Consider the following 15137-nt stretch of genomic DNA (forward strand, 5'->3'; position numbering starts at 1 on the left):
TTTTCTGTGTAGCTGGGCGTCACCTGCCCGCCCTAGATTGACCGAGTGACTTTTCAGGAAGACTCTCTCGGTGCCGGTGGCGCCGGCACTACAACCGCATCTCCCGCACGCGCGGAAAGCCCCGGTGATTCAGCGGCGCTCGTTCGCAAGGCCGCTCGCAACCGACACAAGGAATGGCTGCTGGCTGCAGCACTGCTTACTCCCAACCTGATCCTGCTGGCCGTATTTACCTACCGGCCGCTACTGGACAATATCCGCCTCTCCTTTTTCAATTGGAATATCTCCAGCCCCACCTCCACCTTCGTGGGCTTGGATAACTATGTGGAGTGGTTTAGCCGCGATGACACGAAGACCATCGTGCTCAACACCCTGGTCTTTACCTTCTTCGCAGTGATTGGCTCCATGGTCATCGGCCTAGCGCTGGCCTTGCTGCTGAACCAAAACATTAAGGGCCGCAACTTTGCGCGCTCGGTGGTCTTTGCCCCCTATGCCATCTCCGGCGCGGCCATTGGCATTGCCTTCCAATTCGTCTTCGACCCCAATTTTGGCCTCATCCAGGAACTCTTGGGCTGGTTCGGCGTGGACTCCCCCAACTTCTACGCCGTACCGGGCTGGGCCATGTTCATGGTGACCTTCACCTTTGTGTGGAAAAACTTAGGCTATACCTTCGTCATCTACTTGGCGGCGCTGCAGGGCCTAGATAAGGAATTGGATGAAGCTGCCGCTATCGACGGCACCGGACGCTGGCGCAAATTCTGGCGTGTGACCATGCCGCAGCTGCGCAATACCACCTTCTTCCTATCTATTACGGTGCTGCTTAATTCCGTGCAGGTCTTCGACATCATCAACGTCATGACCCGTGGTGGCCCGCAGGGCAATGGCACGCAGACGCTGGTCTTCCAGATCTACAACGAGACCTTCGTCAACTTCCGCGCCGGCTACGGTGCAACCGCCGCCACCATCTTGTTCCTCATCCTGCTCATCATCACCCTGATCCAGGTCCGCATCATGGATAAGCGAGGTTAACCCAACATGGCTACTTCTACCCTTCACATGGTCACGGATGAATCCCCCGCTACCCGCCGCGCCAAGCTCCTCGGCGGCTACCTGGGCATCCTAGCGGTCCTGCTGCTCATTGGCCTGCCGCTATTTTGGATTCTGATGACCTCGTTTAAGGCCAAGGGCGATATTTATACCGACCCGGTCAATTGGCTCCCGCCAGTGTGGGAGACCGAGAACTATTCCGATGCCACCACCCGTGTTCCGTTCTGGACCTACCTGCGCAACTCGGTGCTCATTACCGCGGCGCTGTCCATCATCAAGATTGTGCTGGGAGTCATCTCCGCCTATGCGCTGGCCATCCTGCGCTTCCCCGGCCGCCATCTGGTTTTCCTGCTGGTGATTTCCTCGCTCATGGTGCCGAGCGAAATCACCGTCATTTCCAACTACGCCCTGGTCAATTCCTTGGGCTGGCGCAATACCTTCGTGGGCATCATCGTGCCGCTAGCCGGTGTGGCCTTCGGTACCTTCTTGATGCGCAACCACTTTTTGTCCCTGCCCTATGAGCTGGTGGAAGCCGCCCGCATGGACGGTGCCGGCCCCATCCGCCTGCTGACCAAAGTGCTGCTACCGGTTTCGTGGCCCACGCTGACTGCTTTCTCCGTCATCACCATGGTCAATGAATGGAATACCTACCTGTGGCCGTTCCTCATGGCGGATACGGAGGACGTCGCCCCGCTGCAGGTGGGCCTGACCATGCTGCAAAACAACGATGGTGTGACCAACTGGGGTCCGGTAATGGCCGCCACCATTCTCACCATCATCCCGATGGTCATCATCTTCCTGGCCTTGCAAAAGTACATGATTCAAGGCCTTACCACTGGCGCCGTGAAGGGTTAGAAGGCTTCTTCCCCACCCACGCTCGCCGTTTCTGCTTGCTTTATTTTCCGCCCCTTAACCACGCTTTTTAAGGAGAACTACATGCTACGCCGCAAATTCCTCGCCCTGGCCTCCACGGCCGCTTCTGCAACCGCACTCGCCGCTTGTGCCGGCACCTCTTCCACCAACCCGCAGGGTGGCAACGACAAGGGCGGCGACGGTGAAGTCACCGAACTGACCTGGTGGTCCAACCACCCGGGCACCTCCAAGGATATTGAGAAGGAGATCATCTCCCGCTTTGAAAAGGAGAACCCGGACATCAAGGTCAACCTCGTTGATGCCGGCAAGAACTACGAAGAAGCAGCACAGAAGTTCAACGCTGCACTCACCGGCCAGGACCTGCCGGACATCGTGGTGCTGTCTGACGTCTGGTGGTACAACTTTGCTATCAACGGCCAGATCGCCAATGTAGACGACCTTGCCAAGGAAGCAGGCATCGACCTGTCTACCTATGTGCAGCCGCTCTATGAGGACTACAACTACGATGGCGGCCACTTTGCTCTCCCCTTCGCTCGCTCCACGCCGCTGTTCTACTACAACAAGGACGCTTGGAAGAAGGCCGGCCTGCCGGACCGCGGCCCGAAGTCCTGGGACGAGATGGATGAGTGGTCCAAGAAGCTGGCCGAGGCGGACTCCAAGATGAAGCCGTTCGGCTGGGGCGATGCCGTGGACTACCTAGGGTGGATCTTCCAGGGCCCACTATGGTCCAAGGGCGGCGCTTATTCCGATGAGTGGGACTTGAAGTTCACCGATGACAAGACCATCAAGGCCGTCGAGTGGCTCAAGGACATCACCGATGAGAAGAACGGTTACTCCTACGTGGGCAATGACATGGCCATGGAGTTCGGCACCGGCCGCGCCGCCGCCACCGTCCTGTCCACCGGCGACCTGGCGGGTCTGACCGATACCGCCAAGTTCGAGCTCGGCACCGCCTTCTTGCCTAATCCGACTGGCGACGGCGCCTGCCCCACCGGTGGTGCCGGCCTGGCCATCCCGGCTGGCATTAGCAAGAACCGCCAGCTGGCTGCTATCAAGCTCATTGACTTCATCACCAATGAGGAAAACACCTGCTACTGGTCCCAGAACGTGGGCTACATGCCGGTGCGCTCCACCGCGGTGGACAACGAGGACCAGAAGAAGTTCATGAAGGAGAACCCGAACTTCGAAACCGCCATCAAGCAGCTGCCTGAGACCCGCCCGCAGGATAACGCCCGCGTCTTCCTGCCCGGCGCGGACCAAGAAATCGGCGGCGCCTTTGAAAAGATCGTCACCAACCGCGATGACGTGACCAAGGTCCTGACCGATCTGCAGAAGACCCTGCAGTCCATCTACGACAATCAGGTCAAGACCGTCATCAATTAGTGGCTCTCGCAGCCGCCTCTCCCCCACTAGTTTCTGAAAGGTAACCATGGCTACAGTCACCTTCGATGGCGCAAGCCGCATCTACTCTAAGGACGCGGAACGCCCCGCCGTTGACCGCCTTAACCTGAATATTGCCGATGGCGAATTCTTAGTTCTCGTCGGTCCATCCGGCTGCGGCAAGTCCACCAGCCTGCGCATGCTGGCAGGTCTCGAGCCCACCGACCGCGGCTCCATCCGCATCGGCGGCAAGGACGTCACCGGGGTCAGCCCATCGGACCGCGACGTGGCCATGGTCTTTCAGAACTATGCCCTCTACCCCAATATGTCCGTGGCGCAGAATATGTCTTTCGCGCTGGAAAACCGCAAGGTCCCGAAGAACGAGATTAAATCCCGCGTGCACGAGGCCGCGGAAATCCTGCAGATGGAAGACCTTCTGGACCGCAAGCCAGCAAACCTCTCCGGCGGCCAGCGCCAGCGCGTGGCCATGGGCCGCGCCATCGTTCGCGAACCGGCCGTATTCTGCATGGACGAGCCGCTGTCCAACCTGGATGCCAAGTTGCGCGTTTCCACCCGCGCGCAGATCTCTAACCTGCAGCGCCGCCTTGGTACCACCACCGTATATGTCACCCACGATCAGACCGAGGCGATGACCATGGGTGACCGCGTCGCCGTTCTCAATGCCGGCGTCTTGCAGCAGGTGGATACCACCCGCACCATTTATGACCGCCCGCAGAATGTCTTCGTTGCCGGTTTCATTGGCTCCCCGGCGATGAATATCTACGACCTCACCCATAACTCCTCTGAGCTCACCATCGGCTCTACCCGCATCAATCTGGCAAACTACAACTTTGAGGGCGTGGAGACCGTCACGGTGGGCATCCGCCCGGAAGACTGGCAGCTAAGCGATACCGGCAACGGCGGGGCAAAGTTCACCGTCGCGCACGTCGAAGAGCTGGGCAACCAGACCTATGTCTATGGCGAGCTTAACGACGCCACCGGCAACAGCTCCGCCGACGGCGTCCTCAAATCCTCGACCCGGATGGGTGGCCAGACCGGCATCCTGGTTGATGCCCGCGGCCGCTATGCGGTGGGCGATACTTTCTACGTTTCCCCCGACCCGGACCGCGTGCATTTGTTTAGCACCACCACTGGGGAGCGATTGAACTAGAAGGCGGTAAAGAGGTAGTAAGTTCCCCATTTTCTTATTTTTCCCTTTGTAGACAATAAGACACTGATATATGCCCGCACACATAAGACACCCACACAATGCCGTTTACCACGGATATTGCTGGGAATATCGCACTCTGCGAACCTTAAAACCAACCGAAAGGTAACTCACTGCCTATGCCTTCTTTCAAGAAGCTTTCTGCCGCCACCCTGGCCGCTTCCGCCATCCTCGGCACCGTCGCCGCACCGGCCGCTAGTGCTAAGAGCGACCCAGTTCGCTCCCTCATCTCCCCGGGCACCTGCAAGACCATCACCAAGCTGGCTAACGATGGCAAGCCGGTCCCGGATCCTTCTATCCTCCACGATGAGGACTCCGTAAAGCCCTACTTCCAGGACGGCGTGCTGGAGTACAAGGTGGTCGGCGATTTCCCGTACCGCAAGCAGCTGGATGCCGCGGTAGCCGAGTGGAACAAGGCCCTCAAGGGCAAGGCTTCCCTGAAGGAAGTAAAGCCTTCCGAGGCTGACGATGACACCGTCGCCATCATCTACAAGCCGGACCCGAACGGCTACGTCCAGGGCGCCGCCTACCCGGACCACAAGATGGTCTTCATCAAGATTCCTAATGCCCAGTACCCAGAGGCAGTCCAGGGCACCATCGCCCACGAGCTGGGCCACATGATGGGCGCGGGCCACTCCTGCGCCGGCGCCCTTATGGCCGGCGCCAACCAGAACCCCATCTCCTACCACGTGACTCCGCTGGATGCGGCGGCTGTCATTCAAGGCCAGTTCGACTAAACTGCCTGCACCCTCCCCTAGGTTCCTGTACCGGCGCCTAGGGGATTTTTATATACCCAGCCCCATCAGGGGTGTCGGCTGGGTCGCATTTGGAGGAAGGGGGACGTCGGCAAGCGGGGCGGCTGCTAACGTTGCCGTTATTCAAAGGTTTGCATAAGAAAAGGAGCCCGCTTTATGGATACGTGGGAACCCACCCTGTCAACCGGCCCGCTGCTAGGCATTGCGGTGGCCGCCATCGCCGTGATTTTGGTGCTGGTCATCTATTTCAAGCTCCACGCTTTTCTCACCCTGCTGGTGGTCTCGGCGCTCACGGCGCTGGCTGCGGGCATTCCGCTCGAGGGCATTGTGCCCACCATGACCGAAAGCTTTAGCTCCACGCTGGGCTCGGTGGCGTTGCTGGTGGGACTGGGTGCCATGATTGGCCGGTTGGTGGAGGCCTCCGGTGGCGCCAAATCGCTTGCCGACGCCATGGTTCACCGCTTCGGCGAATCCAAAGCACCCCTTGCGCTCGGCCTGGCTTCGCTGATCATGGGCTTTCCTATCTTCTTCGACGCCGGCCTGATTGTGATGCTGCCGGTGATCTTCGCCGTTGCTCGCCGTTTGGACGGCCCCGTCCTGGCCTTTGGTCTGCCGGCCGCCGGTGCGTTTTCTGTCATGCACGTGTACCTGCCGCCGCACCCAGGCCCTGTGGCGGCGAGTGAGTTCTACGGCGCTGACCTTGGCCTCGTCCTCCTCGTTGGCCTGCTGCTTGCGCTGCCTACCTGGTATATTTCCGGCTACCGCTTCGGCCTGCTTTCCGGCAAGAAATTCCCGCTGAAAGTCACTGATGCCATCGCCGGCCCGGTGCTTTCTGAGGAAGAACAACCCCTTAAGCCCGCCTCTGCCCCAACGGTGATTTGCCTCTTGCTCATCCCGATGGTGCTCATCTTCTTCAACACCGGCCTCAATGCCCTGGCGTCCTATGGCACCATCGATGCCGACGCCGCGTGGGTGCGGTTCTTTGTCATGCTTGGCCAGACGCCTATCGCGCTACTTATTACGGTGCTGGTCGCGCTCGTGGTCTTGGGGCCGCGCCGCGGCGTGGACAAGACCGCGCTGGAAAAGCTCATCGATTCCTCGCTTGGCCCCATCTGTTCCGTCGTGCTCATCACCGGTGCCGGCGGCATGTTCGGTGGCGTTCTGCGTACCTCCGGCATTGGCGACGCCCTGGCCGATTCGCTTTCCGGCCTCGGCATTCCCGTCATCCTTGCCTGCTACCTCATCGCCGTGGCGCTGCGCCTGGCCCAAGGTTCGGCCACCGTGGCACTAACCACGGCCGCCGCCCTCATGGTTCCCGCCGTGGAAGCTGGCGGATTCAATGAGCTACAGCTTGCCCTGATCGTCGTGGCCACCGCCGCCGGTTCTGTCTTCGGTTCCCACGTCAACGACTCCGGCTTCTGGCTCGTCGGCCGCCTGATGGGCATGGATACGGTCACCACGCTGAAGACCTGGACGGTCAACCAAATTCTGATTTCCGTCATCGGCTTTGCCTTGGTCTTGGTGCTCTACGCAGTAGCAGCGCTCTTTTAGGCACCAGACTTAATCCAAGCAGCAGCCTCTTCGGCAATCTCCTCGGCTGGCCGCGTCACCTCAAAGACGCGGCCAGTTTCGTCTTCTTCCAGCGGCTCCAAGGTATCGAACTGCGACTGCAAGAGCGATGCTGGCATAAAGTGCCCCGGCCGGTGCTGCATCCGCTCATGCAGCACGTCAAAGTCACCGTGCACGTGAACGAACACCACGGCTGGGCAGTACTCGCGAATCAGATCCCGGTACTTGCGCTTCAGCGCGCTGCAGCCCACCATCGCACCTTGTGGCCTATCTGCCAGCCACTGACCAATCTGCTTCAGCCACGGCTCCCGGTCCGCATCATTGAGCGGTGTCCCCGCAGCCATCTTGTCGATATTGGCCTTGGGGTGCATATCATCGCCATCGCGGTACTCCAGACCTACCAACGGCGACAGCACCTCCCCCACCGTTGTCTTGCCCGAGCCGGATACTCCCATTACTACGATGTGGCGGAAACTGTGCTGGTTCATGGTGGCTCCTTGGGTTGATTGTGTTCCTTTCAAGTTTAGGCCGACCCCTCGAACTCAGGTTAAGTAGCCGCATCTAGTGTCGAGGTCAACATTTCTCTCAAGATACAAAGCAGCCACGTTATTGCCTCAAACTGGTGATTCAAGGGCGATAACGTGGCTGAAAGTTGGGTTCCCGCGTAGCGGACGCACAGCGAATGCGTGGCGATGGTGGCCTAGGCGAGGTTCTTGAGTGCGTCGGTGACAAGGCGCCAGAAGCCGGCGTGGTCGAGCGTGGTGGCGACTTGGGTGTGGCAGGAGGCGTCGGCAGGCTCGCGCAAATCAGTGACGGTCATGCCGGTGGTCAGTGCGCCGGCAAGCTCGACGTGGACGGGGGCCTTGCGGGTTTGGACAATATCCGGATCGATGAGGTAGGCGATGGTGCACGGGTCGTGGACCGGTGGGTTATCGAAGCCCTGGTTGGCTTGGTAGGCCTTGCGGAAGAAGCCGAAGAGGCCCACGACGAATTCTGAGACTGGGGTACCCAGATCCTTGATTTCGGCTTCGACCTCTGGGGTGGCAAGCGCCTGGTGGGTGAGATCGAGGCCGACCATGGTGACGGGCCAAGGCTCTTCGAAGACGATGTGGGCGGCCTCGGGATCGATCTTGATATTGAATTCGGCAACCGGGGACCAATTGCCCTCGTGGTAGCCCCCGCCCATGAGGACTACTTCCTTAACGCGCTCGACGATGCGCGGCTCCTTGCGCGCGGCCATCGCGATATTGGTAAGCGGGCCGGTGGGCACCAGGGTGATGGTGCCGGGCCCATGGGACATGATGGTGTCGATGATGAAGTCGATGGCGTGGGCGTCGGCAAGCGCGGTGCTTGGTTCCGGAAGCTGGACGCCCTCGACATCCATGCCGGTGGAGCCGTGGATGGCCTCGGCAACCTCGACCGGGCGCACGAGCGGACGATCGCAGCCGGCATAAACCGGAACCTCCGGGTGCCCGGCGATTTCCTTGACCACCAGGGCATTGTGGGAAACCTTATCCAAGGTCTGATTGCCGCCAACGGTGGTAATACCCAGTAGGTCAATGGTGGGGTTGCCCAGAGCTAGGAGCAGGGCCACCGCGTCATCGTGGCCGGGGTCGCAGTCCAAAATGATTTTTCGCGTCATGCCACGAGCCTACTTTCGGGCGTTGACCGCCGCCACGGTGTCATCGATGGACTCAGGGCGAGGAATGAGGAAAGACAGGGCAAGGGCCGCGAGAAGGATGATGACGCCGGCAATCATACCCGCGCGGTAGCCGTGCTCGAAGGAACCGGAAACCGCAAAGAGCACAGCGAAGGACAGGCCCGCGCCGAGGTTGAAGGCACCCGCGTTCATGCCTGGCAGGTAGCCCTGGTTATCGGCCGGCGAGAGCACAATGCCCAGGCCGTTGAGCATGATATTGGCAATGCCCGCGTAGGTTACGCCCAAGAAAATGGAGACGAAGAGCAAGGTCCACGCATTCGGAACGCCCACCACGAAAATGGAGATAACCAGGCCTACGACGGTACCGATGAGGCCAGTTTGCAGGACGTACTTATAGCCCAACTTGGAGGCCATCCAACCGGCAATCGGGCCGAAGACTAGGCCAGCGAGGGCGTACGGGGTAAGGGTGACCCAGGAAATGGTGCTGGCGGAAATGCCGGCACCGGCATCCGTGTCCTGGCCGAGGTTCGGAATTAGGCCGTTCATCACGGCAAAGACGCCGGTCATAGTAAGCAACGTGGTAGAAAGCAGCGCCCACGTGCGGCGCTGCTTGAGGTAAGCCACCGGCACGAGCGGGTCAGCGACCTTCTTCTCCACATTCCAGAAGGCCCAGAAGCCGGCGGCACCGATGAGAAGAAGGACAATGACGAGGAACCAATTGGCCTCGGCAAGCTTGCCGGCCTCGTTGAATGCGGTGAGAACGCAACCCAGCGCCACGGCCAGGGGCAGCACACCCGCCCAGTCCATGCGGGGGGTTTCGGTGGCCGTGGATTCCTTGGTAAATACCTGGACTGCTACTACCGCGATGGCGCATAGTACTGCCATGGTCCAAAAGACCGAGCGGTAGCCAAAGTTGCCCGCCAGCCAGCCGCCGGCCAAAGCGTCAACACCCGCGATACCACCGTTTACCGAGGTCACAATACCCAGCAGCAGCGCGTATTGTTTCTCATTGAGTACTTGCTGGCGCAGCATGATGAGGCAGAGCGGGACGGTCGGCCCGGCCACGCCCTGGATGATGCGGCCGATAAGCAACACGGCGACGTTGGGCGCGATGGCGGAAGCCACGCAGCCCAGCGCAGCAACCGCCATCATGCCGACGAGGACCTTCCTGCGCCCGATGAGGTCGCCCCAGCGCGGTAGGAACAGCGAGAACAATGCCGCGGCCGTAAAGAACGCAGTCTGCGTTAGGCCAATCTGTGCGGTGGTGGCACCCAGCTCATTTTCCATCGTCGCCAAGGCAGGCGAGAGCATCGACGCATTGAGCTGGAAAGCAAACACTGCCGTAAGCAGTGCGAACATCAATGGAATATAGGAGCTGGGCTGGAGCTTTGGCGGCTCGGAGGTGGTGGAAGTCATGGCTTTAAATGTAGTTGATGAATCCTCCGCTCCATAGTGGGAAGCATGCCTCAACTTCCTTGGTGTTGCGCAGGACACCCCACTTAGCGCCACCAGCTATTTTCTCATTGTCTACTATCCATAGATTATGAAGATTCTCTCCTACATCGCCGCTGTCGCAACGGTGATACTTTCTTTAGCTTCCTGTTCCTCTCCGGAGTCACAGCCGGAAGAAACGACGACGCCTAGCACCTCAAGCACGGCCGATAGTTCTACTATCAGCTCTAGTTCCACAAGCTCTGCCCCGGAAAGGACCTCTTCGGAGCCACAACCGACAGCGGAAGCTAAGCCTTCGCTTGCCGACGCTCCCCTAACGAACACCGCCGAATCCACCGCAGAACCCACCCTTACCGAGTGCGTCTATGGCGGCGGTAGCTGGACCACCAACGGCTGGTACAGCGATGGAACTATCCGTTGGGCGCAAGAATGCCAAAACCTCCACGACGAGCAGATGGCAAAATACCCCTACCGGTGCCCGCAAACGGATCACTACGTCTCCGATCCATCTCAGTGCTCCTCCCCGGCGGGCAGCGGGAACGGGGGTTCAGATTCGGATTTGCCTGCAGCGATGACAAGGACCGGCGAGGTGGAAGCAGAACATATGCGAGCACATAAATGGTGGGCGGATTGCGTGAACGCAAACTCCCCGGAGTACTGCCGAGAGAACGATCCATGGCAGCGAGGCGCTTACTGACGTTCTCTTACTATTGCCGCAGAATTAACCAGCGATTCACTGCAACTACTTAGGCTGGAAAAGTTCCTTATAGACCTTTTAACGGAGCTTTGTATGTCTGATTCAAATAGTCGTCCTTCCTTTAATCGTCGTAATTTCCTGCAGATTGCTGGTGTTTCTGCAGCAGCAGTGGCTGCGGGAATTAATGCCCCAGCGCAGGCAAGTGCGCAGTCGAGTCTAAGTTCATGGGGTTCCTCGCAAGGTGGGGATCATCCGCAGGATTCGGAGCTTTTTGGCCTAGGCGTAGCAGCGGGCACGCCGCGGCACGATTCGATGATCTTGTGGACGCGCCTGGCCCCTGAACCGCTGGCCGAGGATGGCCATGGCGGCATGACCGGCGGCGATGTTCGCGTGGGGTGGGAAGTTGCGAAGGATGAGGGGTTTGGGGACGTCGTCAAGCAAGGCGAAGCCCTAGCTCAACGAGAGCTGGCGCACTCGGTGCACCCGCAGGTGACTGGGCTGGAGCCCGCCACTGAGTATTTTTATCGCTTCCGCGTGGATGGCAAGGTGAGCCCAGTAGGTCAGTTTAAGACTCTACCGGCACCGGATGCGAAGGTGGATGATTTCACCTTCACCGTAGCGTCCTGCCAGGCGTGGTACCACGGCTATTTCACCCCGTGGAAGCACATTGCGCAGGAACCGGACCTGGATATGACGATTTTCGTGGGCGACTACATTTACGAATACGGCATTGTGGAAGGCGATAATCTCTGGCGCCAAGGCGCAAGCGTGCCCGACGTTTTCAAGGCCAAGGTGGAGACGCTGGAGCAGTATCGCCTGCGCTACTCGCTCTTTAAGTCCGATGAGCACCTGCAGGCCGCTCACGCACGAGCCGCGATGGCGATTGTTTGGGATGACCACGAAGTAGAGAATAACTACGCCGGTAATTGGTCCGAGATTGGCACCAAGGCCGAGCACTTCCTCTACCAGCGCGCAGCGGCCTACCGCGCCTTCTATGAGAATCTTCCGGTGGCTCCGCCCGCGCTTCCCGATGGCCCCAATAACCGCATCTACGATTCTTTCGACGTGGGCACGCTAATGCGTTTCAATCTGGTCGATACCCGCCAATACCGCGAAGAATCTGCAGAAGATGCCAGCATCTTGGGCGCGGAGCAGGAGCAGTGGCTCAACGATAAGCTCGCCACTTCCCCAGCACAGTGGAACGTGGTGGTCAATAGCGTGGTCGTCGTGCCGATCGCCGATAGCACCGATCAATGGGACGGCTTCCCCGCAGCGCGTCACCGGCTTATCGAATCCCTTTCCAAGGTCAGTGACCCGATTGTTTTCACCGGCGATATTCATCAGCACTGCGCTGCCGAAATCCAATCTGAATCCGGCCAGCCTGTAGGCGTGGAATTGGTTGCTACTTCCATTGCTTCCGATGGCGATGGCTTCGCCGGCTCCAAGAGCACCGAGTGGCTGGAAAAGCCATATGTGAAGGCCATGGATAAGCGCCGTGGCTACATCAAGGTGCGCGCTTCCCGCGAGCACCTTGATTCCGAATTCGTCGTCGTACCGTGGATTGAGCGCGATGATACTGCCCCGCGTGAGACTGCTTTCTCCTTCCGCACCAATGCCGGCGAGCACACGTTGCGCTCCCTCTAAACCCCGAAAGGACAATTCATCATGGGACTTTTTAGCTCGCTTTCCTCTTCTTCCTCTCGCCGCGGTTCTTCCCGCAAGAACTCTTCTAACCAGGATTCCTCTACCCCAGCTCCTGGTGCGGTAGTTGCTCCGCCAGCCGCAACCGGTGTTCAGGCAGAACCGCAGCTCATGGAAAATTACGTCACCTGGGAGCCTGCCTCCTGGGACGTCGTTTTGGATCGCTACCGCGTCATCGGCACTGATCCCAATGGTGTAGACGTGCTGTTGGGCAAGACCATCTTCCCCTTCTTCCGTCACTCCCGGCGCGATGTTGCCGGTGAACAGTGGTCTTATTATGTCAAGGTGGTTGATGCCGCCGGTGCTGAGTCCTCTCCTTCTGGCAAAGCGACGTCTACCTCCCTGCCTTCGGTCACTGCTGGCACAGCGCTAGCCACGATCGGTTCCTTTGACCGAAAGGGAACGGAGTTTCAGTATTCCCCAAAGGACTACAAGAAGATCGTCACCGCGCACCCAGACCAGACAATCACCGTTGGACCGGATGCTACGCCTGCCGACGTCCCCTATCTCCTCCCCGGCCCCGGGGATAAGTGGGCCGGCAGCAAGGCCTATACGCTGAAGTGGACGGTGAAATTGGATAAGCCCACCGAGAAGGCGGCACTGGCACTGTGGCTCATTGATACCACCAAGCTCGGCGGCATTCTCGACGTCACGATCAATGACTTTCATAAGCAAGTGGAGCTCCCACAGGGCGCAACGAAGGGTTCGCGCCAAGGCGATGCCAGCGGCGAACCAAGCCCGCTGCGCCCCGCAGCTATCGAGTTTGCGCTCCCAGAGAACACCTTGCAGGAAGGTGAAAATCAGCTGGTCTTCACCCTGCGCGAAGGCGGCTGGCTAGCTTGGGATGCGCTGGGGATTTTTGCTAGGTAACACTTTAGAATCAGTGCTTTGCCCAGAAACGGGAAATTGTTCACCAAACCCTGATGTACGGTAGTAACATCTGCCCCCTTCTATTACATCGTTGGCATCACACGACGCCGACGTTGAAAGGACTTAGCACCCGATATGCCTACTGTTTCTGATCGCCTAAACCGTGCCCAGCAGAATCATAATGCGGTGATTTCCGTTATCCCGTTTGATGAGCACGCGGTGGATGAATCGCCCACGCTTAAGGGGCAGCCGGTGGCGTTCAAGGACATCGTGGATATTGCTGGGGTGTCGACTACCTGCGGCACCGAGGTGAATGTGGGCCGCACTCCGGTCAAGGATGCCCCGGTGGTACAGCGATTGACGGCAAAGGGTGCCCTGCCGGTAGCGAAAGCGAACCTGCAAGAATTTTCCTATGGCATTTTGGGCGATGCCTCGGCTTATGGTCGCGTGATTAACCCGCGTGATCCGGAGGTGTGCGGCGGCGGATCGAGCTCCGGTTCGGCGGCGCTGGTAGCTTGCGGAGCACTGCAGCTTACAGTGGGCTCCGATAGCGCCGGCTCGGTGCGCGTGCCAGCCGCATGCCAGGGCGTGCTGGGGTTCAAGCCCACCTTTGGGGTAATTCCGGTCGAAGGTGTCTTCCCCTTTGCCCCGAGCTTTGATTGCATTGGCTTCTTTGCCAGCTCGATTGACCTGATTGAGCAGGCTTTTGTTGCCACTGCGGATGAGGAGCCGGCCGCGGCGCAGGACGTTTCTGCTCTTGATGTCACGGCCCTTAAGGCCAAGGGCGAGCGTTTCGCTGAACTGTTAGCGGCGCTGGAGCGATCGGACTTTGAACTCAGCGAGGGCGTGCATGTGGAAGACACCATCGCCGCCACGGCCGAGCTCTATGAGCCGATGCGCCTGAAGGAGGTCTATGACGTCCACCGGCCGTTGCTGGACCAGCGCGATAAGTACCAGGACGTGATTCTGCAGCGCGTACTGGGCGGGGAAGATATCAGCCAGGAAGACTACGACGCGGCCGCACGGGGCGTAGAGAAGCTGCGCGAAGAGGCCCTTGCCCTGCTTGCCGACGCCCCCATTATCCTCACCCCTACCCTCGATTCCGGCCCCCTCAAGTGGTCTGATATCACCCCGGACAATACCGCGGAATCGGCCGCGAGCCTGCGGCGGTGGACCGAGCCGTTCAATGTGCTCGGCTGGCCGGCCATTACGGTGCCACTGCGCGGCGAAGAGGAAGAAGGCGTGGGTGATGCCGTGCAGGTCGTCGGCAAGCCGGGCGAGGACCTGACCGTCCTGCGCGTTGCCCGTGCCCTGCAGGCCCTGCTCTAAGCCCCTGCTAGAAGGGTCTTTTCCTGCGTGCGCGGCCGCCAATAGGCGGCCTCGACGGCGGTAAGTTCCTTGAAGTGCGCTGAGGTGAGCTCGTCCATCGCTTGGATATAGCCGGGGACCTCCTCGCGCGGCAGGCGCAAACCCATGGTCAGGTGCGGAGTCCAGCGCGGCCCACGCCCGTCCGGGTTTGCGGCACTGATTTTTCGCGCGGCAATCTCTAACTCGTCAGTGGTCTCCAGCAGCCAGGCCACCGTCTGTTTACGCTTGGTGCCAAAAATGACGTTTCCTACCCGACGAAAATCCGCTGGGATAACGGCCGGCAGCAGCTGGGCGGCCAAATCCACCACTTCCGGCTGCATTTCCGGGGAGAAAGTGATCGTGATGTGCGGGCGTTGCCGCTGGATTGGAAAGCCGCGCTCAGCAAGACCGGCAAAGATGTCGCGCACCTGATCTTCCTGCGTTTGCGGCAGGTAGAGCAAGATATTATCCGGCGATGTTTTACTCACGAGCGAGCGTTCCCTTTCTATAGCGGAGTGCCTCCAGCGTACCGGCCATCGAGTAGGCAACCTCCTCTTGTGT

Annotated in this window: 14 protein-coding genes; 9 read left to right on the forward strand and 5 right to left on the reverse strand. The window is 59.6% G+C overall.

The annotated features are described in order from the left end of the window. Positions 1–45 precede the first annotated feature (45 nt). The 6 genes from QP909_RS07520 to QP909_RS07545 all read left to right on the forward strand — a co-directional run bounded on the left by QP909_RS07520 (position 46) and on the right by QP909_RS07545 (position 6831). Positions 46–1026: a carbohydrate ABC transporter permease gene (locus tag QP909_RS07520; protein ID WP_284766754.1), complete on the forward strand. Its 981-nt coding sequence runs from the start codon at positions 46–48 to the stop codon at positions 1024–1026. A 27-nt stretch (positions 1027–1053) separates the two neighbouring features. Further along, positions 1054–1899, forward strand: a complete 846-nt coding sequence (locus tag QP909_RS07525) for a carbohydrate ABC transporter permease (RefSeq protein ID WP_284766815.1) — start codon at positions 1054–1056, stop codon at positions 1897–1899. 81 nt (positions 1900–1980) lie between these two features. Continuing rightward, entirely contained in the window at positions 1981–3300 is a 1320-nt protein-coding gene (locus QP909_RS07530) for an ABC transporter substrate-binding protein (RefSeq protein ID WP_284766755.1), read from the forward strand. A 46-nt stretch (positions 3301–3346) separates the two neighbouring features. Further along, on the forward strand, positions 3347–4468 hold the full coding sequence (locus QP909_RS07535) for an ABC transporter ATP-binding protein (protein ID WP_284766756.1): 1122 nt from the start codon (positions 3347–3349) through the stop codon (positions 4466–4468). A gap of 176 nt (positions 4469–4644) precedes the next feature. After that, a complete protein-coding gene (locus QP909_RS07540; protein ID WP_284766757.1) occupies positions 4645–5262 on the forward strand; it encodes a M48 family metalloprotease in 618 nt (205 codons plus the stop codon). Between the two features lie 174 nt (positions 5263–5436). Beyond that, positions 5437–6831 (forward strand): GntP family permease, encoded by a 1395-nt coding sequence (locus QP909_RS07545; protein WP_284766758.1) that lies wholly within the window; start codon positions 5437–5439, stop codon positions 6829–6831. Here QP909_RS07545 and QP909_RS07550 read toward each other — a convergent pair. From QP909_RS07550 to QP909_RS07565, 4 genes are all read right to left on the reverse strand, one after another. Next, positions 6828–7337, reverse strand: coding sequence for a gluconokinase (locus tag QP909_RS07550; RefSeq protein WP_284766759.1), 510 nt, complete (start codon positions 7335–7337; stop codon positions 6828–6830). The genes QP909_RS07545 and QP909_RS07550 overlap by 4 nt on opposite strands. Positions 7338–7549: 212 nt before the next feature. Beyond that, on the reverse strand, positions 7550–8491 hold the full coding sequence (gene uriH / locus QP909_RS07555) for a uridine-preferring nucleoside hydrolase UriH (RefSeq protein ID WP_284766760.1): 942 nt from the start codon (positions 8489–8491) through the stop codon (positions 7550–7552). Between the two features lie 9 nt (positions 8492–8500). Beyond that, the gene (gene uriT / locus QP909_RS07560; protein ID WP_284766761.1) at positions 8501–9925 is read right to left on the reverse strand and encodes a uridine transporter UriT; all 1425 of its coding nucleotides are present in this window, start codon (positions 9923–9925) and stop codon (positions 8501–8503) included. 141 nt (positions 9926–10066) lie between these two features. After that, the gene (locus tag QP909_RS07565) at positions 10067–10285 is read right to left on the reverse strand and encodes a hypothetical protein (RefSeq protein ID WP_284766762.1); all 219 of its coding nucleotides are present in this window, start codon (positions 10283–10285) and stop codon (positions 10067–10069) included. 466 nt (positions 10286–10751) lie between these two features. Between QP909_RS07565 and QP909_RS07570 the strand changes: the two genes are divergently transcribed. The 3 genes from QP909_RS07570 to QP909_RS07580 all read left to right on the forward strand — a co-directional run bounded on the left by QP909_RS07570 (position 10752) and on the right by QP909_RS07580 (position 14558). Beyond that, a complete protein-coding gene (locus tag QP909_RS07570; protein ID WP_284766763.1) occupies positions 10752–12302 on the forward strand; it encodes an alkaline phosphatase D family protein in 1551 nt (516 codons plus the stop codon). A gap of 21 nt (positions 12303–12323) precedes the next feature. Next, entirely contained in the window at positions 12324–13229 is a 906-nt protein-coding gene (locus QP909_RS07575) for a polysaccharide lyase family protein (protein WP_284766764.1), read from the forward strand. Positions 13230–13364: 135 nt separating this feature from the next. Next, positions 13365–14558: an amidase gene (locus QP909_RS07580; RefSeq protein ID WP_284766765.1), complete on the forward strand. Its 1194-nt coding sequence runs from the start codon at positions 13365–13367 to the stop codon at positions 14556–14558. Here QP909_RS07580 and QP909_RS07585 read toward each other — a convergent pair. Further along, positions 14555–15064: a 2'-5' RNA ligase family protein gene (locus QP909_RS07585; RefSeq protein WP_284766766.1), complete on the reverse strand. Its 510-nt coding sequence runs from the start codon at positions 15062–15064 to the stop codon at positions 14555–14557. The two genes, QP909_RS07580 and QP909_RS07585, sit on opposite strands and share 4 nt — an antisense overlap. Positions 15065–15137: the final 73 nt, after the last annotated feature.

The organism is Corynebacterium sp. MSK195 (assembly GCF_030228885.1).
Classification (GTDB): Bacteria; Actinomycetota; Actinomycetes; order Mycobacteriales; family Mycobacteriaceae; genus Corynebacterium.